The organism is Amycolatopsis sp. NPDC049159, from assembly GCF_040648295.1.
Taxonomy (GTDB): Bacteria; Actinomycetota; Actinomycetes; order Mycobacteriales; family Pseudonocardiaceae; genus Amycolatopsis; species Amycolatopsis pretoriensis_A.
The window spans coordinates 97113-122945 of sequence record NZ_JBEZDL010000005.1; the positions used below are offsets into that span (position 1 = coordinate 97113).

Genomic DNA, 25833 nt, shown 5'->3' on the forward strand with positions numbered 1-25833 from the left:
GGGCTGCCTTCTGGCGTGACTGTCTCTTTGGGAGCGGGTTGTCTTTGGCGGGAGTCGCTTCCCCAGGCGGGAGCCGTCTTCTCCGGCGGGCGCTGCCTCCTTGAGCGCGAGTCGGCTCTGGCTCATGCCGGTCTTGTCGTCGCGAGTTGGCGACTCGCGGCGAGGACCACTCCCGCGAGCCCTGCGCTTGGCCGGCCGCCGGGGCAGGCGGCCTGGCCGGGGTGGGCCGCCTGCCCGGCAGCTTGAGGTGAGCTCCGGCGGGCGGGCGGGTGCGCGGGCGGTGGTTCGCCGGTCAGGTCCGGCGGGTCTGCGCCGGGATCACCTGCGCGGGTCCCGAGCGTGCGCCGGTCTTCCGCTCACCGGCGGTTACCCCGGCCCGGCATTCGGGGGAGCGGCACTAGCACCCGGCTCTGCGTCGGCCCGTGGGGGATTTGTCACCGGTGGGCGGAGTTCTGCGTGGGGGCCCGGTGGGGTTACCCGGTCCGGTAGTCTCGCCCGCATGGCCACGGACAGCCACCTCCGGTTCGCCCTCGCCGTTCACCGGGCCCTCGGTGCCGAGGGCGTGAACAGCTGTTTCTCGCCTTATTCGGTGGCCAGTGCGCTCACCCTCGCCGCGATCGCCGCGCGGGGGCGGACCCGGGAAGAGCTTGTCGGCTTGCTCGGGGACGTCGGGGAGCAGGCCGGGTTGCTACGGGAGGCCGCTCAGCTCGGGGAAGAGCGTGGTGAGCAGCCCGAACTGGCCGTCGCCAACACGCTGTGGGCCGATGACCGGCTGCCGCTCGAGGACTCCTTCAAGGCCGAGCTTGCCGGGTGGCCCGGGGCCGCTGTGGCCGGTGCGCCCTTCGAGAAGGAGCCCGAGGCCGCGCGGGCGCTCATCAACGACGACGTCGGGCGGACCACGCGGGGGCTGATCCCGCAGCTGCTGCCGCCCGGGTCGATCGATCGGGACGTCGCCGCCGTGCTGGTCAACGCGCTGTACCTGAAGGCCGCCTGGCGGCTGCCGTTCCGTGAGGCCAACACCGCCGACGCGCCCTTCCACGCGCCCTCCGGCACCCGGGACGTGCCGACCATGTGGCTCAGCGAGAGCCTCGGCTACGCGCACGCGGACGGCTGGCAAGCCGTGCAGCTGGTCGCCGGCGGTGGGCTGCAGGCCGTCGTGCTGCTGCCCGACGGCGACCTCGCCGACGCCGAAGCCGCGCTCGACCAAGCGAAGCTCGCGAGCCTGCTCGGTGAGATCCGCTTCAAGCCGGTGGAGCTCGCGCTCCCGAAAGTTTCGCTCGACGTGCCCAGCTCGCTGACCGGTGTGCTGCGCGGGCTCGGCGTGCACACCATGTTCAGCGACGAAGCCGATCTTTCCGGGCTTTCGCCGGACCCGCGGCTCACCGTCTCCGAGGTGCTGCACCAGGCCGTGCTGCGCGTCGACGAACAAGGCTTCGAGGGGGCCGCGGCGACCGCGCTGACGATGCGGCTCACCTCGATGATCATAGACGAACCGGTCGCCGTCGCGGTGGACCGGCCGTTCCTGCTGCTGGTCCGGCACGCCGCCACGGGTGCCCTCTACTTCTTCGCCAGGGTGGTCGAACCGTGAGCTTGAAGTCCGAAGCCGTCCCCGAGCTCGTCCCGCCCGCCCCCGAAGCACCCACCGGCCCGAAACGCTGGGCGTGGCAGGACACCGCGATCGGCGCCGGCTTCCTGCTCTTCACGATCCTCCTCTACAACGGGCTGTGGTTCGACCTCGACCGCGGCTACCTCTGGAACGGCGCGTCCGACCAGAGCCAGTGGGAGTGGTATTCCACGGTCGTCGCGAAGTCCGTGCTGCACTTCCAGAACCCGTTCACCACCGACCTGCAGAACTACCCGCTCGGCGTGAACATGGCGGCCAACGCGGCGATGTTCGGCCTGAACATCCCGCTCGCGCCCATCACGCTGACCTTCGGCGCGACGCTCACCTGGGCCATCGTGCTGACTGCGGGCCTCGCCGGCACCGCGTTCGGCTGGTACTGGGTGTTTTCGCGCCACCTGGTGCCGAACCGGACGGCGGCCGCGATCGGCGGTGCCTTCTGCGGCTTCGCCCCGCCGATGATCTCGCACGGCAACGCTCACCCGAACTTCGTCGTGCTGTTCGTGATGCCGTTCATCGCGCTCAAGACCATCCAGATCGCGCACGGCGAACGCCCGGTGCGCAACGGCATCGTGCTCGGCGTCCTCGTCGCGTGGCAGATCCTGCTGGGCGAAGAGCCGCTGGCGATCTTCGCGCTCACCTTCGTCGTCTTCGCGATCTGCTACCTCATCCCGCGCCGCGCGGAAATCCGCGGCATGCTGGCGCCGCTCGGCAAGGGTGTCGGCATCGGTGCCGTGGTCGCGCTGCTCATCGCCGGATTTCCGCTGTACTGGCAGTTCTTCGGCCCGTACAGCTTCCATTCGCTGCTGCACGGTGCGGCGGGCAACGACACCGCGGCGCTCACGCGCTTCGCGACGCAGTCGATCGCCGGCACGCCGGAGGCCGCCGCGGACGTGTCGATGAACCGCACCGAGGAGAACGCGTTCTTCGGCTGGCCGCTGGTCGTGCTCATGGTCGTGCTCACGATCTGGCTCTGGCGCGACGTCGTTTCGCGAGCGCTCGCGATCACGATGTACGTGATGGCCTTCCTCTCCCTCGGTGTCGAGATCACGGTGGCACACCAGGACACCGGCGTCCCGGGGCTGTGGAAGTGGCTGGGTCAGCTGCCGCTGCTGGACTCGCTGATCGAGTCCCGGCTCGCGATGGGCTGCATCCCCCTGGTCGGAGGGCTCCTCGCGATCGCGACGCACCGCGTCTGGACGGCGGCGGCCGAGCTGCCGGACCCGCTCGAAGACAAACCTCGCTTCCCGTTGAAGATGCTCTGGGTCGGCGCCGTCATCGCCGTGCTCCTCCCGATCGCGCCGACGGAACTGGTGACGCACCAGCGCCCGCTTTCGCCACCCTTCTTCGCCGACGGCATCTGGCGCCAGTACATCGCCCCCGGCGGCTCGCTGGTGCCCGTGCCGCTGCCGAGCACCGGCGAGGCCGAACCGCTGCACTGGCAGGTCGACGCCGGCCTCGGGTACCCGATGCCGGAGGGCTACTTCGTCGGTCCGACGTCGGCGGACGACCGCCGCGGCCGGTACGGCGCCGTCCCGCGGCCGACGTCGGACCTGTTCGCGGAGGTCGAGCGCACCGGCCAGGCCGCGAACGTCACCGAAGCGGACCGCACCCAGGCCCTCGACGACCTGCGCTACTGGAAGGCCGACGTGCTCGTGGTCGGCCCGCGGCAGAACCAGGAAGCCCTCAAGTCCACAGTGGAACTGCTGCTGCGCAAGCCCGCCGAGTTCGTCGGCGGCGTGTGGGTCTGGGACGTGCGCCCGCTGACGCCGTGACTCCTCACGACGCCGCCGCCAGCAGGATCCGGGCCAGCTCTTCGGGTTGCGAGAACATCGGCCAGTGACCGGTGTCGAGCTCCACGAGCTCCCACCGGTCGCTCTCCAGCAGCGCGACGACGTCCGGGCTCGGCGTGTCCCCGTCGAGGAGGCACTTGAGGTACGTCGCCGGGAGTTCGCCGAGCGGACGGGACAGCACGGCCGGATCGGTCAGCGACGCCGCCGGGTGCGGGGTCGAGCCGCCGACGATCCGGGCGATCGCCTCGCCGGAAAGCCCTTGCTCCGCATAGTCTTCCGCCGTCAAGGCCGGCCAGAACCCTCGCGCGGTGAGTTCGGCGACGCGCTCGGCGGACCAGTGGGAAGTGAAGGACTCGCCGTCGGCGGGCACGTTCGAGTCCACGAACACCACCCGTTTCAGCCGGTCGCCGATCCGTTCGGCCGCTTGGCCGGCCGGGATCCCCGAATAGCTGTGCCCCACCACGACGACCTCCCGCAAGTCGTTGCGCGAGACGACGTCGACGATGTCCTGGACGTGCGTTTGCCCGCCGACCGGCGCGTCAAGCCGCTCGGCCAGGCCGGACAGGGTCACCGCGTGGGCGCCGTGGCCGGCCTCGCGCAGGCGCGGGACCACCTCGTCCCACGCCCACGAACCGAGCCAGGCGCCCGGAACCAGTACGAATTGAGCCATGACCGGAACCTAGCGGAGAGGTCCGACAATTTCGGTAGAGTCGGCGTCCGTGACCTCTGTGGACGACCAGGGCCGGCCCGAACCGCCCTACGACGGCGACGAAGCCGCGACCCTCCTCGGTTTCCTCGACTTCCACCGCGCGACGCTGGCCTGGAAGTGCGCCGGCCTGGACGCGGCCGGTCTGCGCGCCACGGTGCCGCCGTCCACGATGACCCTCGGCGGACTGCTCAAGCACCTCGCCTACGTGGAGGACAACTGGTTCTCGTTCGTGTGGTCCGACCACGACCGGATGCCGCCGTTCGACGCGGTCGACTGGGCGGCGACCCCGGACTGGGACTGGGATTCCGCCGCGGACGACACCCCGGAGCAGCTTCGCCTGCTGTGGGAGGAGGCGGTCGAGCGGTCGCGGGCGGCGGTGCGGGAGGCGAACGGCGACCTGGCGCGGCGGGCCCGGCGCTCGCTGCGCGACGGCGGCACCCCGACCCTGCGCTGGATCCTCGTGCACATGATCGAGGAGTACAGCCGCCACAACGGCCATGCCGACCTCATCCGCGAGTCGGTCGACGGCAGCACGGGCGAGTAGGTCACCGGCTCTTGGCGGGGGCGTCGGAGTCGACGCAGAGCTCGCCGTCACACATCGCGAGCCCGAGGACGTGCGTTTCGGTGGTGGCCGGGCGGCCGTCGCGGTAGTGCAGCCGGATCCGCGCGGTCACCGTGCTGCCCTCGACCGCGGGCGTCCCGACGACTTCGGCGCCGCTGAACCTGCTCCAGAACTTGTCGTAGCTGTCGCGCGTCCGCAGCCGCAGGTTCGGCCCGATCAGCGCCCAGCCGGCGTCGGTGTCCGGCAGCAGTCCGTAGTAGTGGACGACGAACCCGGCGAGATCGCCCGGTGCGGGCCGGCTCGGACCGGCCGTGGTCACCGCGACCGGCACGGTCGTCTCCGCGGCCGGCGTGGTCGTGCGGACCGGCACCGGAACCGGTGCGGCGAGCGGCGCCGACGTCGGGGTCCCGGCCGGGGTCCGTGCGAGCAGGGCGGGCAGCGCGATCACCGCGCCGGCCCCGCCGAGCAGCAGGACCGTGACGATCGTGAGCGCGACCAGCAGCCCGGTCCGGTTCCGCGGCGCGACCTCCGGTCCGACCCTCGTGAAGGCCCGGGTCACCGCGGGCGGGGGCGCGGATTCGCGCGGCGGGCCGAGGGCGGCGCGTGCACCCGCCGCGAGCGCCGCGGTGGTCGGGTACCGGTCGTCCACGCTCTTCGCCATGCCCCGGGCCACGACGCCGTCCAGCGCCGCGGGGATGCCCGCGCGCAGCAGGCTCGGCCGCGGCGGCGCCTGGTTCAGGTGGGCGTGGAGCAGGGACGCGGCCGTCGTCGCGGCGAACGGCTTGGTGGCGGTCAGGCACTGGTGGAGCACGCACGCCAGCGCGTAGACGTCGACGCGCTGGTCGGGCCGGGCGCCGGTGAACCGCTCGGGCGCCATGTAGTCGAGCGTGCCGATCGCCGCGCCCGCGCCGGTCAGGCCGGTCGCCGACTCCTGCGACCGCGCGATCCCGAAGTCCACCAGGTAGGCGAAACCGCTGCTGGTCAGGAGGATGTTCGACGGCTTGACGTCCCGGTGGACCAGGCCTTCGGCGTGCGCGGCGGTGAGGGCCTGGGCGATCTGGCCGACGACGTCGACGGCTTCGGCCGGGTCCATCGGCCCGCGCGTGCTCAGCCGGGTCGCCAGGTCTTCGCCTTCGACGAGCTGCATGTCCAGGTAGAGGCGGCCGTCGATTTCCCCGAACGAGTGAATCGGCACGATGTGCGGCTCGCGCAGCCGGGCCGCGGCGTGCGCTTCGCGGCGGAAGCGTTCGCGGTACTCCTCGTCGGCGGCGAGGTGGGGCGGCAGCACCTTCAGCGCCACGACCCGGTCCAGCCGGGTGTCGCGGGCGCGCAGGACCTCGCCCATGCCGCCGCGCGCGATCGGCCGTTCGATGAGGTACGGCCCGAATTCCGGGTTCACGGGGCTCCTTCGCAGGCGGACTACGCCACGGAGTCGCCGCGCGACCGGCACCGCGTTACAAGGTCAGCTGCGGCGCTGGGCGATCTGGAAGACGTCGCCGAAGGGGGCGCGGACCATCGCCCGCCGCCCGCTCTCGGTCTCGCCGGTGGCGCCGAACACCGTGCGCAGGAACGCGACGGTGGCGACGACGTCGCGCACCACCATCCGCGGGAGCACTGTCGGGTGAGCCGGGTCCATATCCGCCCACCCACGCCGCTTCGCGCCGTGATCACAAGACGGTGGCCGGTCTCAGCCGAGGACCTCGCCCGCGAGCCGGCTCAGGTAGCCCGCGAACCGGTCGCGGTCCTCGGCCGGCCAGTGCCCCACCAGCGCCTCGAACGCCTGGCGCTGGTGGGCCTGAGACGCCGCGAGGAACGCCCTGGCCTCGTCGGTCAGCGTCAGCACCGCGCGGCGCGCGTCGCGGGTCGACGTCGAGCGCGTCACGAAGCCGTCGCGGGCCGCTTCGGTCGTCATCCGGCTGGCCACCGAGCGGTCGATGCCCAGCTGGCGGGCCACGTCCGCGACGGTGACCTCGTCGGCCGCCGCGCCGTCGACCGCCTGGATGACGAAGAGGTTCGGCACCGTCCACGTCGGCGGCGCGTCGGCGGCGAAGCGCTCGACGACGTCCGGCGCCCACTGACGGGCCCAGTGGCGGACCAGGCGGAAGAGGGCGGGGCCGCCGTCGCTTGATGTGTGCACAAGGCACGTTATAACGTGTGCTTTATGCACGCATCTCGGAACCTCGCGTTCGCCGGCCTCTTGCTCGGCATGGCCATGGCCCAGCTCGACGGCCTGATCGTCACCGCGGCCCTGCCTTCGATCGGCGCCGACCTGCACGCGCGCACCGGCCTCGTCGCGATGACCGCCGCCGGCCTGCTGACGGTCACCGTCGCGACGCCGCTGCACGGCAGGCTCGGCGACCTCCACGGCCGCCGGACGTCCTTCGCCGTATCGGTCCTCGTGTTCGCCGCCGCGTCCGCGTGGTGCGCCGCCGCACCCGACGTCGGGTCGCTGATCGCCGCCCGCGCGCTGCAGGGGCTGGGCGGGAGCGGCCTGATCGTCACGGCGATGAGCGCGCTCGGCGAGCTGTTCGAACGCGACGAGCTGCTGCGCCGCCAGGGCTGGCAGACCGCCGTCTTCGCGGCCGCGACCCTGGGCGGGCCGCCGCTGGGCGGGCTGCTCGCGGCCGGTCCCGGCTGGCGGTGGATCTTCCTGGTCAACCTGCCGCTGTGCGTACCCACCCTCCTGCTCGGGTGGCGTGGACTGCCCGCGAAATCCCGTGGCACCAGGGAGAAGTTCGACGTACCGGGCAGTGCGCTGCTGGCCGTCGCGGGCTCCGCGGTGGTCGCGCTCGGCACGTTCGAAGGGCTCGCTCGGAGTCCACTGTGGACACCGCTGCTGGTCGTGGCCGCCGTCGGAGCCGGTTTCTCGTTCGTCCGCAGGCAGCGTCGCGCGGCGAGCCCGTTGATCTCACCGAAGGTCTTCGCGGACGCCGTTCTCAAGCGCGCGGTGGTGGTCAACGGCCTGGCGGGTGCCGCGCTCTACGGGACGTTCGCCTACGTCGCGCTGGTCGCCTCGCTCGGGGCCGGGGCGGCCGGTACCGGGCTGCTGCTCGTCGCGATGACCGCCGGGCAGCTCACGCTCTCCGCGTCCTTCGCCGCACTGGCGCGGCGGCACCCGGAAATGACGGCGTGGGGCCGCTTCGGCTGCCTGCTCGGCGTGGTGGGCCTCGCCGCAATCGCCGTCGCGGCCGCGTTGAACGGTGCGCCGTGGCTGCTGGTCCCGGGGCTGTTCGCGACCGGCGCCGCGTTCGCCGTTTGCACGTCCGCTTACACGGTGCTGGGCCAGACGCGGGCGGACCGCGCACTGCTGGGCGTCACACTGGGCTCGCTGACCTTCGCGCGGCAGGCCGGCGGCCTGGCCGGCGCCGCGGTGTTCGGCTGGCTGGCGCTGGCCACGACCGGCGGGCTGGCCGCGCCGGGCCTGACCGCGGTGTTCGCCGGCGCCGCCGCGGTCATGGCCGTGGCCTGGCTCACCTCGCCCGTTGTCACGTCTTCCGAAGCCGTCTCGTCCCCCTCGTGACCGAGACGAAGGAGAACGGACATGCCGCGCATCACCGCGAAGAAGACCACCGAAGCCGGGCCGGTCCTCAAGCTGTTCTACCGGATCGCCGGCCGCCGCTACGGCGCCGTGCCCGAGCCGATGGCGGTCGTCGCTCACCACCCCGGCCTGCTGCGCGCGAACATGGCCCACGAACTGCTGGTGGAGCGCGCGTCCAAGAAGCTGCCGGTGAACGTCCGCGAACTCGCCGTCTACCGGGTCGCGACCCGCATCGGCTGCTCGTGGTGCGTCGACTTCGGCACTATGCTGCAGAAGCACGACGGCCTGGACATCGAACGGCTCAAGCAGATCGACGACTACGCGACGTCGCCCGCGTTCAGCCACCAGGAGCGGCTCGCGATCGCCTACGCCGACGCGATGTCCGCGGCGCAGGTGACGGTGACCGACGAGCAGGTAGCCGAGCTCGAGCGCGAATTCGGCCGCGAAGGCGTCGTCGAACTGACCTACCAGATCGCGCTGGAGAACTCCCGCGCCCGGATGAACAGCGCGCTCGGCATCGTCGATCAGGGCTTCACCTCGGGTGCTGCCTGCCGCATCCCGCTCCCGTAGGACACCGGGAATCGGACCCCGGTCGGACGCGCCGCCGGGGTCCGCCGCGGGACCGTTCCCGCATGCACCTCGTCGCCAGTGAACGCATCAAGCTCTTCAGCATCGCCACGCCCTGGGTGTGCGGCCTCTTCGCGCTCGTCGCGCTGGCCTTCCCGGCCGCGCTCACGGCGCTCACCGCCACCGAGTCGCGGCTGCCGCCCACCGTCGCGAGCACCCAGTTCGGCCACCAGCTCGCGCTGGTCTCCGTGCTGGTCCTGGGCGCGCTCGCGGTGACGAGCGAGTACCACTCCGGCACGATCCACGGCACCTTCCAGGCGGTGCCCCACCGGACGCCGGTGCTGGTGGCCAAGGCCGCGCTCGTCGCCGGGTACGCGTTCGGGATCGGCGAAGCGGCCGCGTTCGCGGCCTGGCTGGTCGCGCGGGTGCTCGCCCCGGACGCCGACCTGGCGCTGGACAGCGTCGCGGACTGGACGATCGTCGCCGGCACCGGCCCGGTGTTCGCGCTGGCCGCGGTCTGCGGGGTCGGCGTCGGCCTGCTCGTGCGCCACACCGCCGGTGCGGTCGCCGTGCTCGTCGCCTACCCGCTGATGGCGGAGAACGTCGTCCAGCTGATCCCGCGGGCCGGGCAGGCGATCCACCGGTGGCTGCCGCTGAACGCCGTCGCGAAGTTCCTGAGCGGTTCCGGCGAGGCGAACGCCGGCCGCGACGGGGGCAACGCCGCGGTGCTGTCCGACTCGCCGCTGCCCCCGGGCTGGGCCTTGGCCTACTTCGGCGCCTTCGCCGTCCTCCTGCTGGCCGCGGGGATCATTCGGGCGCGGCGGCGGGACGCGTGATGCGGGCCAGCTTGTCCGGGTTGACCACGTCGTAGATGGCCACGATCTTCCCGTCGCGGATGCTGACCGACTGCACGTGCTCGTCGAGCGCGAGGAAGCCGTCGCGACCCGGCATCGGCGGCAGGTACATCCCCAGGTCGCCGTTGACCAGCACCGGAGCGCCGCGTTCGGCCATCCCCGGGGCGTACTTGCGGGTGAGGCCGACGAAGAACCGGGCGATCTTGTCCGGGCCGAGGATGAGCTGGCGGGCGGTGCGGCCCTTGCCGTTCGAGTCGCCGATGAGCACGACGTCCGGGGCCAGCAGCTCGGTCATCGCCCGGATGTCGCCGGCCTGCAGGGCGATGACGAACTTCTCGAGGATCTTCGCCTGGTCGTCCAGCGGCACGCGCGGCGCCGGGTCGGCGTCGGCGAGGGCCTTGCGGCCGCGGGACGCGTGCTGGCGCGCGGCCTCGACCGAGACGCCGAGCGCGTCCGCGATCTCGGCGAACGGCACCGAGAAGGCGTCGTGCAGGACGAAGGCGACGCGCTGCTCCGGGGTCAGCTTGTCGAGCACGACCAGCGCGGCCATCCGCAGCCCGTCGTCGCGGACCGCGATGTCGAGGGGGTCCTCGCTGACGGCCTGCCCGAACGGCGTGACGACCGGCTCCGGGAGCCAGTTGCCGACGTAGCGCTCCCGCTGCGCGGCGGCCGACTTCAGCCGGTCGAGGCAGATCCGGCCGACGACGGTGGTCAGCCAGCCCCGCAGCTCGCGGATGGCGGCGCGGCCGGCGTCGTCGAGCCCGGCCAGTCGCAGCCAGGACTCCTGGACCGCGTCCTCGGCGTCGGCGCGCGTGCCGGTCAGCCGGTAGGCGACCCCGATCAAGTGATCGCGGTGCGCGGCGAACTCCGCGGCGAGGGTGTCCTGGGCGGTGGGCGTGGAGGCCATGCCCCGAGTGTGCCGCAACCGGCACGACTAGAGTGGATGACGTGGCAGGACGGATTCGGGAGAGCGACATCGCGGAGGTGCGCGAGCGGAACCGGATCGACGAGGTCGTCGGGGAGTACGTGGCGCTGCGCCGCGCCGGTGGCGGAAGCCTGAAGGGCCTCTGCCCGTTCCACAACGAGAAGACCCCGTCGTTCAACGTCCGCCCGACGCACGGCACCTTCCACTGCTTCGGCTGTGGCGAGGGCGGCGACGTGATCAAGTTCGTCCAGAAGATCGACCTCATCACCTTCGTGGAGGCCGTCGAGCGCCTGGCCGACCGGGTCGGCCTCCGGCTCACCTACGAAGGCGGCGGCGCGACGATCCAGCGCGACCGCGGCAGCCGCAGCCGGCTGATCGAGGCGCACCGGGCCGCGCAGGAGTTCTACGCCGAACAGCTGGTCACCGACGAGGCGCGCGCCGCGCGGGACTTCCTGTCCGAGCGCGGGTTCGACGCCGCCGCGGCGAAGACGTTCGGCTGCGGGTACGCCCCCGGCGGCTGGGACAAGCTCACGAAGCACCTGCTCACGCGCGGGTTCGAGGTCAAGGAGCTGTTGACGGCGGGGCTGTCCAAGGAAGGCCAGCGCGGCCCGATGGACCGCTTCCACCGGCGCCTGGTCTGGCCGATCCGCGACGTCGGCAACGAGGTCGTCGGCTTCGGCGCGCGGCGGCTGTTCGACGACGACCGGATCTCGGCGAAGTACCTCAACACCGCCGAGTCGCCGATCTACAAGAAGTCCCAGGTCATGTTCGGCCTCGACCTGGCCAAGCGCGAGATCGCGAAGCGGCACCAGGTGGTCGTCGTCGAGGGCTACACCGACGTGATGGCGATGCACGCGGCCGGCGTGCCGACCGCGGTCGCGTCATCCGGCACGGCGTTCGGCGAAGACCACATGAAGGTGCTCCGCCGGCTGATGATGGACGACGACGCCTTCCGCGGCGAAGTCATCTTCACCTTCGACGGCGACGAAGCGGGCCAGAAGGCCGCGTTGAAGGCGTTCGAGGGCGACCAGACGTTCGCCGGCCAGACGTACATCGCGGTCGCGCCGGACGGCATGGACCCGTGCGAGCTGCGCCTGGCCAAGGGCGACAGCGCGGTGAAGGACCTGGTCGCGCGGCGCACCCCGCTGTTCGAGTTCGTCATCCGCAGCACGCTCAAGAACTACGACCTCGACTCGGTCGACGGCCAGGTCGCGGCGCTGCAGAAGACGGTGCCGATGGTCGCGTCGATCAAGGACCGCGCGGCCCGCGACGGCTACGCGTCGAAGCTCGCCTGGTGGGTGGGCTGGCAGGACGTCGCCCAGGTGGTCAACCGGGTGCGCGGCAGCGCGGGCGCGACCGACAAGCGCGGTGGTGCGCCCCTGCGCCAGCCCGCGCGCGGCGCTCAGCAGGCCGCCCCGGCCGCGCCGAAGCAGGACCTGGCGCGCCCGGCGCCGAAGGACCCGCGGTTCGCCGTCCAGCGCGAGGCGCTGAAGGCAGCGCTGCAGCAGCCCGCGATCGCCGGGCCCGAGTACGACGCCCTGCCGCTGGAGGCGTTCACGCACCCGGTGTACATGGCGGTCCACGAGGCGGTGTTGAAGGCGGGCGGCGCGGGTTCCGGGCTGACCGGCCCGGCGCTGCTGGACGCGGCGGCCCCGCACTGTCCGGAAGGGACGGTGCGGCGGGTGCTCTCGGAGCTGGCCGTGGAACCGTTGCAGGCCAAGGACGAAGTCGACTCGCGGTACATCTCGTCGATCCTCGCGCGGGTGCAGGAGAGCCTCGTCGGGCGGCAGATCGCGGAGATCAAGGGCAAGCTGCAGCGGCTCTCGCCGGTCGAAGCGCCGGACGACTACCGGGCGCTGTTCGGCGACCTCGTCGCGCTGGAGCAGTACAAGAAGTCGCTGGGCGAGCAGGCGGCCGCCGGCGCGTGGGGCTGAGATGAGCTTCCTGCGCCGGTTGCTGGGCGACCGCACACCGCCGGACTTCACCGGTGCCCTGGACCCGGGCGAAGACGTCGTCGACAGCGCTCCGGTGGAGGGCGGCGGCTACCTGGTCGTGACGGCGCTGGGCCTGTGGATCCCGGACGGCGACGGCGCGCGGCGCGTCGGCTGGCACCTGGTCGCCAAGGCGGCCTGGTCCGACGGCGTGTTCACACTGACCGAGTCGGCCGAGGTGCGCACGGCGGGGGCGGCCGTCGTGCTGGCCGACCGGCCGCCGGTCCGCTTCCGGCTGGCCGAGCCGGGCAAGGTGCCGCGCGAGGCCTACCAGCGCGTCGAAGGTTCGATCCGCTCGCGGCACCGGCAGGAGATCGGGTCCGGGGGAGCGTGGTTCGTCCAGCGCAAGATCCCCGGCCGCGACGGCGCGGTCCTGCAGGTCCGCCCGGACCCCGGCACCGACGCCGCAGTGGTCGAGGCCATCGCCGAGCAGGCCGCCGCGAAGCTGGTCAACCCCGCCGAATAGCAGTACGCTCGTACTCAGTACAAGCGTACTGTTTGCTGGAGGCGACCGTGTGGGATCCCGCGAAGTACCTCGACTACGCCGACCTGCGGGCCCGGCCGTTCTACGACCTCGTCTCGCGCGTAGGTGCTCCTGCGCCGCGCCGGGTGGTCGACCTCGGGTGCGGCCCGGGCAACCTGACCATCTCGTTGCGGGAACGCTGGCCCGACGCAGCCCTGGAGTGCGGCGATAGTTCACCCGAAATGGTGACCGCCGCCCGCGCTCGAGGCCTGGACGCCCGGGTGCTCGACGTCCGCGACTGGACGCCGGCGCCGGACACCGACGTCGTGGTGTCGAACGCCGTGCTGCAGTGGGTGCCGGACCACTCTTCGTTGCTTCGCCGGTGGGCCGAGTCGCTGCCTGCGGGCGCTTACCTGGCGGTTCAGGTGCCGGGCAACTTCACCGCGCCCTCGCACGCGCTGACGCGGGAACTGGCGGCGTCCCCGGCCTGGTCGTCACGCCTGGCCGAGGTCGTCCTGCGCGAAGACGACGCCGTCTCGAGCCCCCTCGAATACGCGAACCTCCTGACCGACGCGGGCTGCACCGTCGACGCCTGGGAGACGACGTACGCGCAGCCGCTGCGGGGCGAGAACCCCGTGCTGGAATGGATCACCGGCACGGCGTTGCGCCCCATCCGCGCAGCTCTGGCGGACGACGAATGGGACCGGTTCCGCGCGGAACTGGGTCCGCTCCTGGCGTCGGCCTACCCCACCCGCGCGGACGGGACCACGTGGTTCGAGTTCCGCCGCGTGTTCTTCGTGGCCCAGGTCAGCGCCGCACCTTCTCACTGATCTTGGCGCGCGCCACCCCGGCGGCCCCTTGCACCATGGGGTGATCGACGACCCGGCGGTAGGTGCGCACGAGCTGCTCGTACCGCCCCCGGCCTGCCTTGGCGCCCAGTACGTACCCCAGGCCTGCCCCCAGCAGGAACTTCTTCATCCGCGTCCACGCCTTCCGTCGATAGGTCGTCCGACTGTCCATTGTCCAGGAAAACCGCGCCGCCGGTGGCGGTTGCGCCAAGTGGGGGGTGGTGTGAGACGGGGTCGGGGCATGGGCTAAGGTTTCTCTTGTCGGTCGGAGAGACCGGCACCGGAAGTGAGCAACATTCCCCTGTAGCTCAACTGGCAGAGCATTCGGCTGTTAACCGGAGGGTTCTTGGTTCGAGTCCAAGCGGGGGAGCAAAGCCCAGGTCGACGACCTGGGCTTTTTTGCTGCCCGGAGCTGGGGATTCGGTGTCCGCCTTGACGATCGGTCAAGGCGGGGCGGTGGGCACGGTGTTCGGTGACGAGCGATGTGCGCTCGGGTGGGGATCGATGGGTGGGGCACGCCGAGGATGTGACGTTGCGGATTCTGGACGACGAAGCCGAATCTGACCGGCTTCTACTCGAAGGCTCCGGTCGTCGGCTTGCCCGCGGAGAACGAGATCCCGGTGGCGCACGCGAGGCCGATGTGGATGACGCCGCCCAGAATCGGCTCTCCGTCGGAGAACGGTACGTGTGTGCCGGCAGGCTCCCGGCGCTCCGGGGTGCTGGTGGTGAGCCGGATCTGCCCGGCGGCACGTCGTCGACCGGTAGCGGCCCACGCCGCAGTCGGCGAAGGTGATCCCGCGCTCCCCGAGTGCGGTCACGATCACCTTCTTCGCGTCGCCGCTGGTCGTCGCCGGGCTTCGAGTTGGTGGACGCCGAGTAGCCGACCCTGCTGTGGGCTTCGGCCGACTCCGCCATGGACAGCGCGCCCGGAGTGCGGAACGCGTTGTGCTGCTGGAGCTCGTCGCCGTCGAAGAGGTGGATTTCCTCGACCCGGTCTCGGCGACGAGGATCGCGATCGTCGCGCGCTCGGTACCGAGGATGGCGACGTGGGTCGTGACCTTCTCGTGGAGGTCGCGGTACTGCCGGAAGACGTGGTCCTGGGGCCGCGCCTGGTCGCCGGCGATGGTGACCGGGCAGGCGGGCGTCCCGAAGGCCACCTCGCGGCGAGGGCGCGCAGGGGACGTGGCCCGGCTCGCCGTGTCCGCCGGCGAGGACCTGGCGATGATCAGCACTCGGGCTCCGGCCGGCGTGGGGTGTCCTCGGCGGCACCGGCGCGGCCCGCCGGAACTGCGCGACGACGCCCGCCACCTTTCTCGCGTTCCGCCTCGGAGTTGCCGAGCACTTCCTCGATCGCCTCATCGGTCACCCGCGCGGAGTCGGCTGCGCTGCGGCAACCCGGGCCCGGGCGGGTGTGCGGGCCGTCGTGACCGCCGGCCGGCTCGGTCACCCGGAGCGCGGCTTGGACTGCCGGAAGCCGATCGGCGGCCGCGTCCTGGTCCGCGAGCGGCGTTGTGCCTCGCGCCTGGGTGCGGAGGGGATCGTGATCTGTTCCTCCGGCGCACGCTGTTCCGCTTCGGCGGCCGCAGCCGGCCGGTGGGGGATCTTCGTCAGGAGTCGCTCCGTCCGACGCCACCCTCGCCGGCCGCACCTCCTTTCTGCCGATCCGTGTCTGGTGAGGCGCCGAGGCGGTCGCGGAGCCGGCAGGCCGAAGATGCGGCCGGCTGGTTCACCGCACTGTGCGGATCGAACCGCGCCAACTGCCCGAGCAGCTCCGCCGCCGCGTAGGCCCCGGCCTACCCGAGTGGATCTTGGACAGCCTCGTCACTCACGGTCGTCCCTCTTCCTTCACTGCCGCTTCGGGGCGCGCCAGAAAATCTATGGTGGCTGAGGTAGACATTGGGTGGCGGGTGTGTGTAGTGTTCTCCTCGTAGCGAGAGAGACAACGTCAAGCAGGCGCGGGAGAGGACGTAACTACCCGCGAGGTGAGACAAGGCGGTCAGGCAGCGCGGAGCCGATCACGGAACAAGGTTTCGGCTGGTGACCGGAAGCAGTAACCCGGGGCCGGGTCGTGAAGAAGGTTTGATCAGGTAGTACCGGCCTCTGGGACGCAGTAGTTGCAGGACGCGGGTGGAGTGCGTGCGCCCGTGAAGATCAGCAGTATCGGTAGTTGTTGTGCAAGTGCAGTGGCAGGACCGGTCAGGTGGCCGGAGCCGATCAGTGAACGGGGCTCCGGGCAGTGACCAGCGGCGTCAGCGTGCTGGGACCGATCAGTGGAAGGGTTCTGGCGGTGACGTCCGTGGCAAGTGAAGTAGCAGTACCTGAAGTTGCAGTACCGAGAAAGTGGAACACCGAGGAAAGAAGGGAACGGAGCCATCATTGGATCGCCCGCAGCGGCCGCGTAGTGCCGCGCGGGTGCCGTAGTTCCATCGAGTTCGGAGGTGGTGCTCGGTCACGAGTCAGCGATCCCCGCGTAATCCGGTTTTCGGCCGGACGCGGGTGCAGGAAGCCGGCGGTCGCGCCGGTTGACAATGGTGAAACCCAACCCTTGAAGACCCCGGGTGCCGTTCGCGGCACCCGGGGTCCTTTGTGATGCGGAGGTGGAATGATTCCTGACCAGCAAGGACCGGCCACGCCCGGCGCGGCCGACAAGTTCGACGACGAGCACTACCCGGCTTACACCATGGGCCGGGCGGCGGACATGCTCGGCACCACCCAAGGTTTTCTGCGCAGCCTCGACGAAGCCGGGCTGATCACGCCGCAGCGCTCCGCCGGCGGGCACCGCCGCTACTCGCGGTCCCAGCTGCGGTTGGCCGCCCGCGTACGGGAACTGGTCGATCAGGGCACCGCCATCGACGCCGCCTGCCGCATCATCAGCCTCGAAGACCAGCTCCACGAAGCCCGGCGCGTCAACACCGAACTCCGCGCCGGTCACTGAGCTGCACATCGAAATCGGCCGCGAAGCGGGAGAAACGGTTCACGATCGGGCCTCCCGTTTCACCGAACGCACTGCCCCGCGAGTACCCCGGCTCATCGTCGCCCCGGTGACGAGCAAACGTGCACGTTGATGGTGGCGGGCCAGCGTTCGCCCACACGGACCCCCTCGCCGTGTTCTTCCCGGCATCCGGGCCTCGCGATCAGGCCACCCGCCGATCGTGTCGTCAACGCCGTCCTGGCGACGGCCGACCGCGGGGGCGATGCCCGGCACCCGACGAGTTCGGTGAAACCACTGATCTTCGGCACTGGCAGTAGCAACGGTGATCGACGGCCACCGGACCGGAACCGGTCGACCGCGCCGGTCGCGGTGGGTGGACGCCGACCTCGGTCGTGAACGCTGGGTGGCGCGGAGCCGGATCAGGCCGCCGGGGGAGTCGCCGTGTTCGACGGCGTCGGCCACGGCTTCCCGCGCGGCGACCAGAACGTTCCGGACCTGGCCCTCGCCCAGCCCGCGGCGGGCGAGCCGGTCCGCGTCGACGGCGAAGTCCTGGTTCCGCTGGTGGCGTAAACGATTCCCGGTACGCGGCCGTCGACCTACGGTGGCCGCATGCATCCACCGATCACGGGCCTGGCCGCCGGCGTGCCGTTCACGGCCCTGGCGCCGGCCGACGAAGGCGCCACTTCGCTGATCGTCACTTGGCACATGCTGGACGCGCCGCGGTCGGACGCCGCGTTCGCCGCCGCATTGCCGATGAACGAGCTGCCCGCGTGGCGGGTGCACCTCGGCCTGCCGATGTGCGGGGCGCGCATGGTGAACGGCAGCATGGACGCCGGCTTGGAGCTGCTCCGCAAGGACGTCCTGATGGCCGCGCTGTACCCGATCGTGGTGCAGGCGACCGAAGAGTTCCCGGCCGCGCTGGAGTCGATCCGGGCGCAGCTGCCGGTCGACGACGGCCCGATCGGCGTGCTCGGCGGCTCGCTGGGTGGGGCCGTCGCGCTGCGGGTCCTTGCCGACACCGAGATCCCGGTCTTCGCCGGCGCGATCGTGAACGCCGCCATCCGGATGCGGTCCGTCGTCGGCCTGTTCCCCGGCGACTACCGGTACGACGCCGAGTCCGAGGAGGTCGTCGACAGCCTCGACTTCGTCGCCAAGGCGGGTGCCGTCGCCGGTCGCGCCCCGCTGCTGGTCGTCAGCGGCGAGCTGGACCACCCGGCGTTGCGCGCCGACGCGTCGGACCTCGTCGGTGCGATGGGTGAACGGTCCCAACTGCTGTCGATCCCCGGACTGGCGCATCCGCTCGCCGACGAGCCCGGCCTCGAGCCCGCACCTCAGCTGCCGCCGGCTCGTGAGGTGGACGCCGGCCTGACCACGTGGTTCCGGCACCCCGTCCCCGAGGCAGCTCGCAGCGGGCGGGTCACGCCTGGTCGAGTCGGGGGTAGAGCACCTCTTTGACCAGCAGGAGGATCGCCGCGGCGACGGGGATGGCGACCAGCGCGCCGATGACGCCGAGCAGCGCGCCACCGAGCAGGACGGCGACGACGGTGATCAGCGCGGGCACTTTGAGCACGTTCCCGATGATCTTCGGCACCAGCAGGTAGTCCTCGACGAGCCGGTAGACGACGAAGAACCCCACCGTCGCCAGGCACACCGGCAGCGAAACGGTCAGGGCGACGAGGCTCACCAGGACGCCGCCGATCACGGATCCGACCACCGGGATGAGGTCGAGCACCGCGACGGCGATCGCCAGCAGTGCGGCGTAGGGGACGCCGAAGATCAGCAGCCAGATGAGTGTGAGTACGCCGGCGATCACCGAGACGGCCAGGTTGCCCAGGACGTAGCCGCCGACTTTCGCGAAGATGTCGTCGCCGATGAGGATCGCCCGCGGCCGGCGGGAGTGCGGGATGAGCCGGTACATCGTGGCGCGGATGCGGGGCAGGTCGGCGACGAAGTAGATGGTGAGGACGATCACGATCAGCGTGTCGGTCACGATGGTGAAGACGGCTTTGCCGGCGCCCAGGACACCGCTGGTGAGGGCACCGCCGGAACTGAAGGACGACTCGATCGCTTGCTGCAGGTGGAAGCGTTCGTTGAGGCGGCCGAGGAAGGTGTTGTGGTCCTGAGCTTCGCGGAGGTACTCCGGGGCCTGCTGGACCAGTGCGGTGGCTTGTTCGACGATGACGGGGATCGCGGCGGCGAGGAATCCGCCTACGGCCCCGAAGGCGACGACGAAGACGGTGGTGACGGCGAGCCAGCGCGGAAAGCGGCGGGTCACCAGCCACGAGACGGCCGGTTCGGCGCCGATGGCGAGGAACAGCGCGAGCCCGACCAGGACGAGGATCTGCTCGGCGCCGGCGAGGAGCTGGATCAGCCCGTAGGTCACGGCGACCCCGGCGGCGGCGGTCATGCCGATGAAGAACGGTGATCGGCGGTCGAGCCGCTTGCCGATTCCGCCCAGCGGTTGTTCGCGAGTGCTGATCTGCGCGGCTTCGGCTTCGGCCTCGGCGACCGTGCCCTCTTCGTCGTCGCTGTGAGGTTGGCCCACCAGCGGGTGGTGTCCTTCGGCCGCGGGATCGGATGGTGAGGTCATGGGCACCGTTCTGTCTCGCACCGGGGGGTGCGTGGAGGAAGGCCGGCGCGTTCGACGTGACGGGTTCACGCGCTGGTGATCGGCTGGGGACTCAACCGCGGGCAGAGTAGCCATCCTGCCGAAATCGAACCGGCCGAAGGCCGGCCGTTACGCGAATGGCACTCAGCGCCCGTACCGCGGTGTCCGTTCCGGCGCGATCACCCGAGGCCCGGCACGTGCCTGGTGGCTGCCGGCTCCTCTTGTCCACAGTGGACCATGACGGTGCCGGTCCCGCCGGGGTACGACGAGGTCCGACGCCCGCAGGGCCGAGTACGGCGGCCCTGCCCGGTTTGTCCGGCGCGAAGCACGGGAGCCGATTGCCGAAGGCGGTGAGTGACGTGCCCTCGGCGAAGTTCGGCGATGTTTACCTCGGAGGGAATTGGTTCGGCGCACGGGAGGCCGCAGACTTCAAGCCATGACCCGTCACCAGATCCACACCGCTGACACCGCCGACGAAGCCGCGAAAGAGGCGCTCGAGGCACTCGAAAGCGCTTTCGGTTTCGTTCCCGCCGGCGCGGGGCTCATGGCGAACTCACCGGCGCTGATCAACACCTTCTTCTCCGCCTTCGGTCACTTCCGGGGTGGGGGCACGTTCGGCGCGGACGAGCGGCAGGTCCTGCTGCTGTCCAACGCGGTCGCGAACCGCAGTGAGTGGGCGGTGGCGTTCCACACGCTCGAGTCGATCCAGGACGGCGTCGAGCCGGCCGTGGTCGAGGCGATCCGCCGGGGCGAAGTGCCGCCGAACGAGCGGATGGCGGCGCTGTCGGCGTTCACCCGGTCGCTGATCGAGAAGCGGGGCCACGTCGACGACGCGGAGGTACGGGCGTTCAAGGCGGCGGGCTTCACCGAAGCGCAGGTCTTCGAGGTGCTCACCGGCGTGGCGATCTCGGCGATGACGAACTACAGCGCCGGCCTCGCCAAGCCGCCGCTGGAGGACGCCGTGCGGCCCCACGCGTGGAAGACGGGATACTCGACGGGTGCCTGAGGTGGGTCCCCTGCTGAAACACTGGCGCGGTGTCCGGCGGCTGAGCCAGCTGGCGCTGGCCGCCGAGGCCGCCGTGTCGGTGCGCCACCTGAGTTTCGTCGAGACGGGACGGGCGAACCCGAGCCGCGCCATGGTGCTGAAGCTCGCGGAGGTCCTCGACGTTCCGTTGCGGGAGCGCAACACGCTGCTGCTCAGCGCCGGCTTCTCGCCCGAATACCCGGAGTCCGCATGGGACGCACCGTCCCTGGTCGCCGTGCGGGAAGCGCTGCGGACCATCCTCCTGCACCAGGAGCCGTTCCCCGCGCTGGTGATGGACCGCGGCTGGGACATCCGGCACACCAACACCGCCGCCCGGCGGTTCTTCGCCTTCCTCCAGAAGGGGCAGCCGAAGAGCCCGCCGGGGGCGGCGAACGTGCTCCGCCGGATGTTCCACCCGGACGGCGTGCGCCGCCAGGTGACGAACTGGCCGGAGGTCGCCGAGGCCCTGGTGCGGCGCGCCCGGCGAGAGGCGATCGGCGGAGTCCTCGACGAGCGGGCGCAGGAGATCCTCGACGAAGTCCTGGACTACCCGGGCGTGCCGTCGCACCTGCGCGTGGTGGACGCGACGGCCCCGGTCCTGCCGATCGTGCCGATCCGGTACGAGCGCGACGGACGGCGGTTCGACTACTTCTCCACGGTGACGACGCTGGGCACGCCGCAGGACGTCACGCTGCAGGAACTGCGCATCGAGTGCTTCTTCCCGATGAACGACGAGACCCGGGAACACGCCCGCGAACTGGCCGAGCCGTCCGGGAAGTGACCGGGTCGCCTGGGCACCGGGCCCGATCACGGCCATCGCGCAAGGCCTCGCGGCGGTCGGTGTCGTACGCAAGGTGACGAGCGCGTCCGTGCTGTCCGAGTCCAGCCGGTCGCGGCATCACCGTGCGGACCAGGTGCCTGGTCCGGTCGAGGTCGACGTCCTCCGCCGAGCGGGTCTCCTCCGGCACCCTCGTCCACCACCGGATCGATGCCGAACAGCAGCCTGGGCAGGGCCGGGTGGGTGACGAGGCCGAGCAGCTCGTCCGCCGCCTCGGCTTCCGATGCCGAGGCGGAGCGTCCGGGCTGCCGAGGACCACCGCAACAGCTGGCGGAAGCGCTCGCAATACCGCACGACCGCTTCCGCCGGCTGCGCCGAGTACTCGGCGGGGAATTGCGCCTACAGGGAACGCTTCGACGTTCGCCCGTGCGGCGATCGCGTCCATCGAGGTCCGCTCGAAGCCGTCCTCCAGGAACGCCGCTTTCGCAGTATCGAGGATGTGCTCGCGCAGCGCCGCTCCGCGTCGGGCCACGGCATCCTCCCGAAGTATACGGTTCGGTAGAGTTTACTTCGGTTCCTCATTGAGGAGAGTCCTCCTCCGTGATCGTGGTCACCGCACCCACCGGAGTTCGTGAGCGGGCCGGGGTCTTCACCGGATCACACCGCGATCGCGACGTGCTGGACCGCGCCGCTCGACGGCGCCCTGTTCTGGCTGATGCCGGCGGCCGCGACCGCGAGCAGTCCCTACGAGGCCTGCGTGAGCGCCTCGATCCCCTTCTTCCTCAGCCGCCTGGACGACGTCCTCTCATTGGGCGACACCGGTCTGTCCCGGACGATCACCGAGGTCTGCCGCTCGAACGTCCGGGTCACCCCAGCGGCATGTTCCACCGCCCCCAGTTCGGCTTCATCCGCGCCGCGGTGGGCCTCGACCGGGTGATCTGGTCGGCCGACTACCCCTTCCTCGGCCTCGCGGACGGGTAGCCGGCGGGAAGTGACCAGTGGCGGACTGGACAGATCGGGGACAGTTGCCGTCCATTGTGGTCCGGTGGGCAACTTCCCCCGCGGGCGGTGCGTTGACGCGGTGCGACGAGGGGAGCTTGCGTGGCGGAACAGGGGCGCTGGATCACGAAGGACAGGCGCCGGATCTTCATCAAGGCCGGTGGGGGGAAGGGGAAAGGGGTGGTGGTCGCGGCCGTGGCCGCGCTGGCTGTTGCGGGTGGGGCCGGGGGTGTCGGGGCGTTCGGTGGGGCGGCCGGCGGAGGTGGCGCCGCCTCGGAGGCGCTGGCCGGGAACGCTGCCGGGGACGTCGTCGACTCGCTGCCGGGGCGTTCGCTCAAGACGCGGCGGGCCGAGGCGCGGGAGTCGGCGAAGCGGGGGAAGGCGAAGGAAGCCTGGAGCCGCTTGAAGTTCAAGGAACTCAAGCGGGAAGTGCGGCGCCTCGAGCGGGAAGGCGATTGCGTCGCGGCCGCGACGGACAAGGTGCGCGAGTTCCTGACGCGGACGCCGTGCACGTCGCTGGACCGGATGGTGCTGGCCGTCGGCGACGGGCACCGCAATGCCGCGGTGGTTTCGGTGGTGCGGGTGGGTTTCCGCTCGAAGAAGCAGGCGAAGGACTTCGAGGCGGTCGAGGCCGTGCAGGGCAGTGGTGACGTTCGGCCGCTGGACATCGCGGCCGTTCTCGGGATCGCGGGACTGCGGATGACCGGGCTGCACTACGAGTCCCGCGCCGACGGCACGGGGATGGTGGTCGCCGAGGCGGACGTCGCCGCCGGGCACGTCGACCAGGGCACCCTGGACGCGCTCGCCGACGTCGCCGCCTATCTGCCGGTCAAGTAGTCACCGTGTCCAGGCGCGGGGTTTCGCCCGGGCCGGCGGGGAAGTGGGCCACGAACGTGACTCCCTCGCCCTGCGCGTCGAACCGTGCGATCCGCGTCGCTTCGGGCTCGTAGAAGACGTCGCCGCGGGTCAGCAGCACCGGGGGTTCGCCCTCGATCTGGTACACCGCCGAACCCTTCTCGATGCTGCCGAACACCGGTCCATTGTGGACGTGCAACCCCGTGCCGCCGCCGGGGGCGATCGAGATGCGGCGGACCTCGAAGTGGTCGATCACGCGGGGTTCCGGGAGGTGCTGCTCCAGCACCAGGGCGCGGTTCGCGACGGGCAGCTCGCCGGGGTCCGGGAACGAGCCGAGTTCGGTCGCGGTGCCGTCCGCCGGGAGTTCCTCGATCGCCAGGTGGGTCAGGGGTGTCGTGTCGGTGGCGCCGTGCCAGTGCCACTCGCCCGGGGACACGCGGACCGTGTCGCCCGGGCGGATCAGCTGGGGCTCTGCGCCGCGGCTTTGGACGTGGCCCATCCCTTCCGTCACGACCAGGACCTGGCCGAGCGGGTGGCGGTGCCAGCGGGTGCGGGCGCCCGGGGCGAAGTGCACCCGGTCGACCTGCGTGCGTGACGCGCCTTCGGGGGTGGCCAGTGGCGTGATCCACGCGTTGCCGGTGACCGCGTCGGCGGAGGCGGCGGTGGCGGTGGCGGCGGGGGTGTGGCGGAGCTTCATGCCGAGCACCGTACATACTAGTAGGTACAGAGAACAAGTGATCCACGTCATGCTCTGTCACAGCGGCCGCCTCCGCGGTGTCTTGAGGCCGAACCAGCCGAAGAAGGAGACTGTCATGGACCTGGCGCTGTGGATCGCCGCCGGAACGCTCGCCCTCGTCGCGCTCGCCGGGGGTGTCAGCAAGGCGTTCGTGCCCCAAGCCAAGCTGGCCGCCGCGCGGGGCGGGGAATGGACGGCCGATGCCCAGCCCTGGTTCGTCAAGGGGCTCGGGGTGCTCGAACTGCTCGCCGCCGCCGGGCTGGTGCTGCCCGCGCTGACCAGGGTCGCGCCCGTGCTCGTGCCCGTCACCGCCGTCTGCTGGGTGCTGCTGATGATCGGTGCGATGATCACCCACGTCCGGCACGGCAGCGCGAACCTGGTGGTCCTCAACCTCGCCTACCTCGCCGTGGCCGCGTTCGTCGCCTGGGGGCGGTTCGCGGCCTGACCGCGGCCGGGAAAAGGAGACGCCCATGAACGCCACCGACACCTTCGTCGCCCACCGGAACCTGCTCTTCACCGTCGCCTACGAGATGCTCGGGTCCGCCGCCGACGCTGAGGACGTCCTGCAGGAAACCTGGCTGCGGTGGGCGGACGTCGACCCGGCCGGGGTGCGCGAGGAGCGCGCCTACCTGGTCCGGATCACCACCCGCCTGGCGCTCAACCGGCTGCGCACCCTGAAACGCCGCAAAGAGGCCTACGTCGGCCCGTGGCTCCCGGAACCGCTGCTCACCACACCGGACGTCGCTGAAAACGTAGAGCTCGCCGAGAGCGTGTCCATGGCGCTCATGCTCGTCCTCGAAACGCTGGCGCCGACCGAGCGCGCGGTCTTCGTGCTGCGCGAGGTCTTCGACTTCGGGTACGACGAAATCGCGGCCGCCGTCGGCAAGACCCCGGCCGCCGTCCGGCAGATCGCGCACCGCGCGCGGCGCCACGTCGACGCCCGGCGCCCGCGCGAGACCGTCTCCGCGCGGGAGACCCGGGCGGTGCTCGAGTCGTTCCAGCGCGCGCTGGAAAGCCGTGACCTGCAAGGACTTCTCGACGTCCTCGCGCCGGACGTCGTGCTGATGAGCGACGGCGGCGGCGTCAAGCAGGCCGTGCCGCGGCCGATCACCGGGGCCGACCGGCTCGCGCGGCTGGTTCTCGGCGGCCTCGCCAGGAACGCCGCCGCGCTCACCACCGAGGCCACCGTCGTCAACGGCAACCCTGGCCTCACCCTGCGCCTCGACGGCGAGCTCGACGGCGTCATGGCCGTGCGGGTCGAGGGCGGGCGCATCAGCGGCCTCTACTACGTGCGCAACCCGGAAAAGCTGACCCGCGTCGAGTCCGAAACCCCGCTGACCCTGCGCTAGACGTGCGTCGAGCTCACCGCTTGGTGCGGACGGACTTGAGCGTCTGGGCCGTAGCGGGCGACCACGCCGGTCAGCGCGGCGATCGCGGCCCGGGAGCGGCGGGGGCGGACGCGCACGGTGAGCTCGGTGTGCACCGTGCCGGCCATCGCCGACACGTCGGTCTCGGTGAAGAACCGCGCCCAGTCCGGCGGCCCGCCGCCCGCGAACTCCTCACCGGCCCGGCCGAGCAGGTCGAGCGCGAGCTGCTCGTCGCCCTTTTCGGCGTACGCCCACGCCTGGTTCGCGCTGAGGATGCTCGCCGCCGGCGCCGACCCGGACCGCCGCGCCGCCAGCCTGCCGTGCTGGAACTGGCCCAGCGCCTCGTCCGCGGCTCCGTGGTGCAGGTGGATGCGGCCGCGCCGGTAGCGGAGGTTGGCGGCCAGGTCGTCCTGCCCGCAGTGCTCGGCCAGGCTCAGCGCCAGGTCGAGGTGGTGGTGGGCGGCGCCGACGTGCCCGCTGTCGAAGTTTGTCCAGGCGGCCAGGTTGTGCAGGTCGGCGACCGCCGCGCACAGCCGTGTCCGCAGCGGCTCGGTCACGGACGCGCGGAGCAGCTCGTGCCCGCGGTGGATCCGGGCGAGCACGGCGTCGCGGCACGTGCCGCCGCGACTGCGTGAAGTAGTCCCGTGAGTGCGCTGGGTGATC

27 protein-coding genes and 1 tRNA gene are annotated in these 25833 nt (G+C 71.5%); 18 read left to right on the forward strand and 10 right to left on the reverse strand.

Going from position 1 to position 25833, the window contains the following annotated elements; genetic code table 11:
• The first annotated feature begins 499 nt into the window (after positions 1–499).
• The gene (locus AB0B33_RS11325) at positions 500–1588 is read left to right on the forward strand and encodes a serpin family protein (protein ID WP_360769741.1); all 1089 of its coding nucleotides are present in this window, start codon (positions 500–502) and stop codon (positions 1586–1588) included.
• Positions 1585–3396: a glycosyl transferase gene (locus tag AB0B33_RS11330; protein ID WP_360769744.1), complete on the forward strand. Its 1812-nt coding sequence runs from the start codon at positions 1585–1587 to the stop codon at positions 3394–3396. Before AB0B33_RS11325 ends, AB0B33_RS11330 begins: the two co-directional genes overlap by 4 nt.
• A gap of 4 nt (positions 3397–3400) precedes the next feature.
• Here the strand turns inward: AB0B33_RS11330 and AB0B33_RS11335 are convergent, their stop codons facing one another.
• Positions 3401–4084 carry an alpha/beta hydrolase gene (locus AB0B33_RS11335; protein ID WP_360769747.1) on the reverse strand — a complete coding sequence of 228 codons (684 nt, stop codon included), beginning with the start codon at positions 4082–4084 and terminating at the stop codon, positions 3401–3403.
• 49 nt (positions 4085–4133) lie between these two features.
• Between AB0B33_RS11335 and AB0B33_RS11340 the strand changes: the two genes are divergently transcribed.
• The gene (locus AB0B33_RS11340; RefSeq protein WP_360769750.1) at positions 4134–4667 is read left to right on the forward strand and encodes a DinB family protein; all 534 of its coding nucleotides are present in this window, start codon (positions 4134–4136) and stop codon (positions 4665–4667) included.
• 1 nt (position 4668) lies between these two features.
• Here AB0B33_RS11340 and AB0B33_RS11345 read toward each other — a convergent pair whose 3' ends face one another.
• The 3 genes from AB0B33_RS11345 to AB0B33_RS11355 form a co-directional block, all read right to left on the reverse strand.
• On the reverse strand, positions 4669–6084 hold the full coding sequence (locus AB0B33_RS11345) for a protein kinase (RefSeq protein ID WP_360769752.1): 1416 nt from the start codon (positions 6082–6084) through the stop codon (positions 4669–4671).
• Positions 6085–6147: 63 nt separating this feature from the next.
• Positions 6148–6288 carry a hypothetical protein gene (locus tag AB0B33_RS11350; protein WP_360769754.1) on the reverse strand — a complete coding sequence of 47 codons (141 nt, stop codon included), beginning with the start codon at positions 6286–6288 and terminating at the stop codon, positions 6148–6150.
• An 84-nt stretch (positions 6289–6372) separates the two neighbouring features.
• Entirely contained in the window at positions 6373–6822 is a 450-nt protein-coding gene (locus tag AB0B33_RS11355) for a MarR family transcriptional regulator (protein ID WP_247020908.1), read from the reverse strand.
• 24 nt (positions 6823–6846) lie between these two features.
• Here AB0B33_RS11355 and AB0B33_RS11360 point away from each other — a divergent pair, with 24 nt between their 5' ends.
• The 3 genes from AB0B33_RS11360 to AB0B33_RS11370 all read left to right on the forward strand — a co-directional run bounded on the left by AB0B33_RS11360 (position 6847) and on the right by AB0B33_RS11370 (position 9626).
• The gene (locus AB0B33_RS11360) at positions 6847–8205 is read left to right on the forward strand and encodes an MFS transporter (RefSeq protein WP_360769758.1); all 1359 of its coding nucleotides are present in this window, start codon (positions 6847–6849) and stop codon (positions 8203–8205) included.
• 21 nt (positions 8206–8226) lie between these two features.
• Positions 8227–8793: a carboxymuconolactone decarboxylase family protein gene (locus tag AB0B33_RS11365; RefSeq protein WP_360769761.1), complete on the forward strand. Its 567-nt coding sequence runs from the start codon at positions 8227–8229 to the stop codon at positions 8791–8793.
• 62 nt (positions 8794–8855) lie between these two features.
• Positions 8856–9626, forward strand: coding sequence for a hypothetical protein (locus AB0B33_RS11370; protein WP_360769764.1), 771 nt, complete (start codon positions 8856–8858; stop codon positions 9624–9626).
• On the opposite strand, the gene AB0B33_RS11375 is transcribed toward AB0B33_RS11370, so the two are convergent.
• Complete coding sequence (locus tag AB0B33_RS11375; RefSeq protein WP_360769767.1) at positions 9598–10551, reverse strand: sigma-70 family RNA polymerase sigma factor; 954 nt, start codon at positions 10549–10551, stop codon at positions 9598–9600. The two genes, AB0B33_RS11370 and AB0B33_RS11375, sit on opposite strands and share 29 nt — an antisense overlap.
• A gap of 32 nt (positions 10552–10583) precedes the next feature.
• Here AB0B33_RS11375 and dnaG point away from each other — a divergent pair, with 32 nt between their 5' ends.
• From dnaG to AB0B33_RS11390, 3 genes are read left to right on the forward strand one after another with little or no spacing between them, the layout of a single operon-like run.
• Complete coding sequence (gene dnaG / locus AB0B33_RS11380; RefSeq protein ID WP_360769769.1) at positions 10584–12503, forward strand: DNA primase; 1920 nt, start codon at positions 10584–10586, stop codon at positions 12501–12503.
• Between the two features lies 1 nt (position 12504).
• Complete coding sequence (locus tag AB0B33_RS11385) at positions 12505–13026, forward strand: hypothetical protein (protein ID WP_247020920.1); 522 nt, start codon at positions 12505–12507, stop codon at positions 13024–13026.
• A gap of 47 nt (positions 13027–13073) precedes the next feature.
• Positions 13074–13853: a trans-aconitate 2-methyltransferase gene (locus AB0B33_RS11390; RefSeq protein WP_360769772.1), complete on the forward strand. Its 780-nt coding sequence runs from the start codon at positions 13074–13076 to the stop codon at positions 13851–13853.
• On the opposite strand, the gene AB0B33_RS11395 is transcribed toward AB0B33_RS11390, so the two are convergent.
• A complete protein-coding gene (locus tag AB0B33_RS11395; RefSeq protein ID WP_166641722.1) occupies positions 13831–14001 on the reverse strand; it encodes a hypothetical protein in 171 nt (56 codons plus the stop codon). The two genes, AB0B33_RS11390 and AB0B33_RS11395, sit on opposite strands and share 23 nt — an antisense overlap.
• 167 nt (positions 14002–14168) lie before the next feature.
• Between AB0B33_RS11395 and AB0B33_RS11400 the strand changes: the two genes are divergently transcribed.
• The 4 genes from AB0B33_RS11400 (at position 14169) to AB0B33_RS11415 (ending at position 18258) form a co-directional block, all read left to right on the forward strand.
• Positions 14169–14241: transfer RNA gene (locus tag AB0B33_RS11400), tRNA-Asn, on the forward strand.
• A 2232-nt stretch (positions 14242–16473) separates the two neighbouring features.
• On the forward strand, positions 16474–16806 hold the full coding sequence (locus AB0B33_RS11405) for a helix-turn-helix domain-containing protein (RefSeq protein ID WP_360769775.1): 333 nt from the start codon (positions 16474–16476) through the stop codon (positions 16804–16806).
• A gap of 438 nt (positions 16807–17244) precedes the next feature.
• Complete coding sequence (locus AB0B33_RS11410) at positions 17245–17373, forward strand: hypothetical protein (protein ID WP_360769778.1); 129 nt, start codon at positions 17245–17247, stop codon at positions 17371–17373.
• A 39-nt stretch (positions 17374–17412) separates the two neighbouring features.
• Positions 17413–18258 carry an alpha/beta hydrolase gene (locus tag AB0B33_RS11415; RefSeq protein ID WP_360769780.1) on the forward strand — a complete coding sequence of 282 codons (846 nt, stop codon included), beginning with the start codon at positions 17413–17415 and terminating at the stop codon, positions 18256–18258.
• On the opposite strand, the gene AB0B33_RS11420 is transcribed toward AB0B33_RS11415, so the two are convergent.
• Positions 18221–19348 carry an AI-2E family transporter gene (locus tag AB0B33_RS11420; protein ID WP_360770367.1) on the reverse strand — a complete coding sequence of 376 codons (1128 nt, stop codon included), beginning with the start codon at positions 19346–19348 and terminating at the stop codon, positions 18221–18223. The two genes, AB0B33_RS11415 and AB0B33_RS11420, sit on opposite strands and share 38 nt — an antisense overlap.
• A 499-nt stretch (positions 19349–19847) precedes the next feature.
• Here AB0B33_RS11420 and AB0B33_RS11425 point away from each other — a divergent pair, with 499 nt between their 5' ends.
• Both AB0B33_RS11425 and AB0B33_RS11430 read left to right on the forward strand, forming a co-directional pair.
• Complete coding sequence (locus AB0B33_RS11425; RefSeq protein ID WP_360769783.1) at positions 19848–20417, forward strand: carboxymuconolactone decarboxylase family protein; 570 nt, start codon at positions 19848–19850, stop codon at positions 20415–20417.
• Complete coding sequence (locus AB0B33_RS11430) at positions 20410–21216, forward strand: helix-turn-helix transcriptional regulator (RefSeq protein WP_360769785.1); 807 nt, start codon at positions 20410–20412, stop codon at positions 21214–21216. The genes AB0B33_RS11425 and AB0B33_RS11430 overlap by 8 nt, the downstream gene beginning before the upstream one ends.
• Here the strand turns inward: AB0B33_RS11430 and AB0B33_RS11435 are convergent.
• Complete coding sequence (locus tag AB0B33_RS11435) at positions 21122–21745, reverse strand: helix-turn-helix domain-containing protein (protein WP_360769788.1); 624 nt, start codon at positions 21743–21745, stop codon at positions 21122–21124. The two genes, AB0B33_RS11430 and AB0B33_RS11435, sit on opposite strands and share 95 nt — an antisense overlap.
• 569 nt (positions 21746–22314) lie before the next feature.
• On the opposite strand from AB0B33_RS11435, the gene AB0B33_RS11440 reads away from it, so the two are divergent.
• On the forward strand, positions 22315–23049 hold the full coding sequence (locus AB0B33_RS11440; RefSeq protein ID WP_360769791.1) for a hypothetical protein: 735 nt from the start codon (positions 22315–22317) through the stop codon (positions 23047–23049).
• On the opposite strand, the gene AB0B33_RS11445 is transcribed toward AB0B33_RS11440, so the two are convergent.
• Complete coding sequence (locus AB0B33_RS11445; protein ID WP_360769793.1) at positions 23042–23764, reverse strand: cupin domain-containing protein; 723 nt, start codon at positions 23762–23764, stop codon at positions 23042–23044. The genes AB0B33_RS11440 and AB0B33_RS11445 overlap by 8 nt on opposite strands.
• Before the next feature lie 115 nt (positions 23765–23879).
• On the opposite strand from AB0B33_RS11445, the gene AB0B33_RS11450 reads away from it, so the two are divergent.
• Together AB0B33_RS11450 and AB0B33_RS11455 are read left to right on the forward strand one after the other, a co-directional pair.
• Entirely contained in the window at positions 23880–24248 is a 369-nt protein-coding gene (locus AB0B33_RS11450) for a DoxX family protein (RefSeq protein ID WP_360769796.1), read from the forward strand.
• A 25-nt stretch (positions 24249–24273) separates the two neighbouring features.
• Positions 24274–25152: an RNA polymerase sigma-70 factor gene (locus AB0B33_RS11455; protein WP_247020932.1), complete on the forward strand. Its 879-nt coding sequence runs from the start codon at positions 24274–24276 to the stop codon at positions 25150–25152.
• Here the strand turns inward: AB0B33_RS11455 and AB0B33_RS11460 are convergent.
• On the reverse strand, positions 25149–25772 hold the full coding sequence (locus AB0B33_RS11460; protein WP_360769799.1) for a hypothetical protein: 624 nt from the start codon (positions 25770–25772) through the stop codon (positions 25149–25151). The genes AB0B33_RS11455 and AB0B33_RS11460 overlap by 4 nt on opposite strands.
• Positions 25773–25833: the final 61 nt, after the last annotated feature.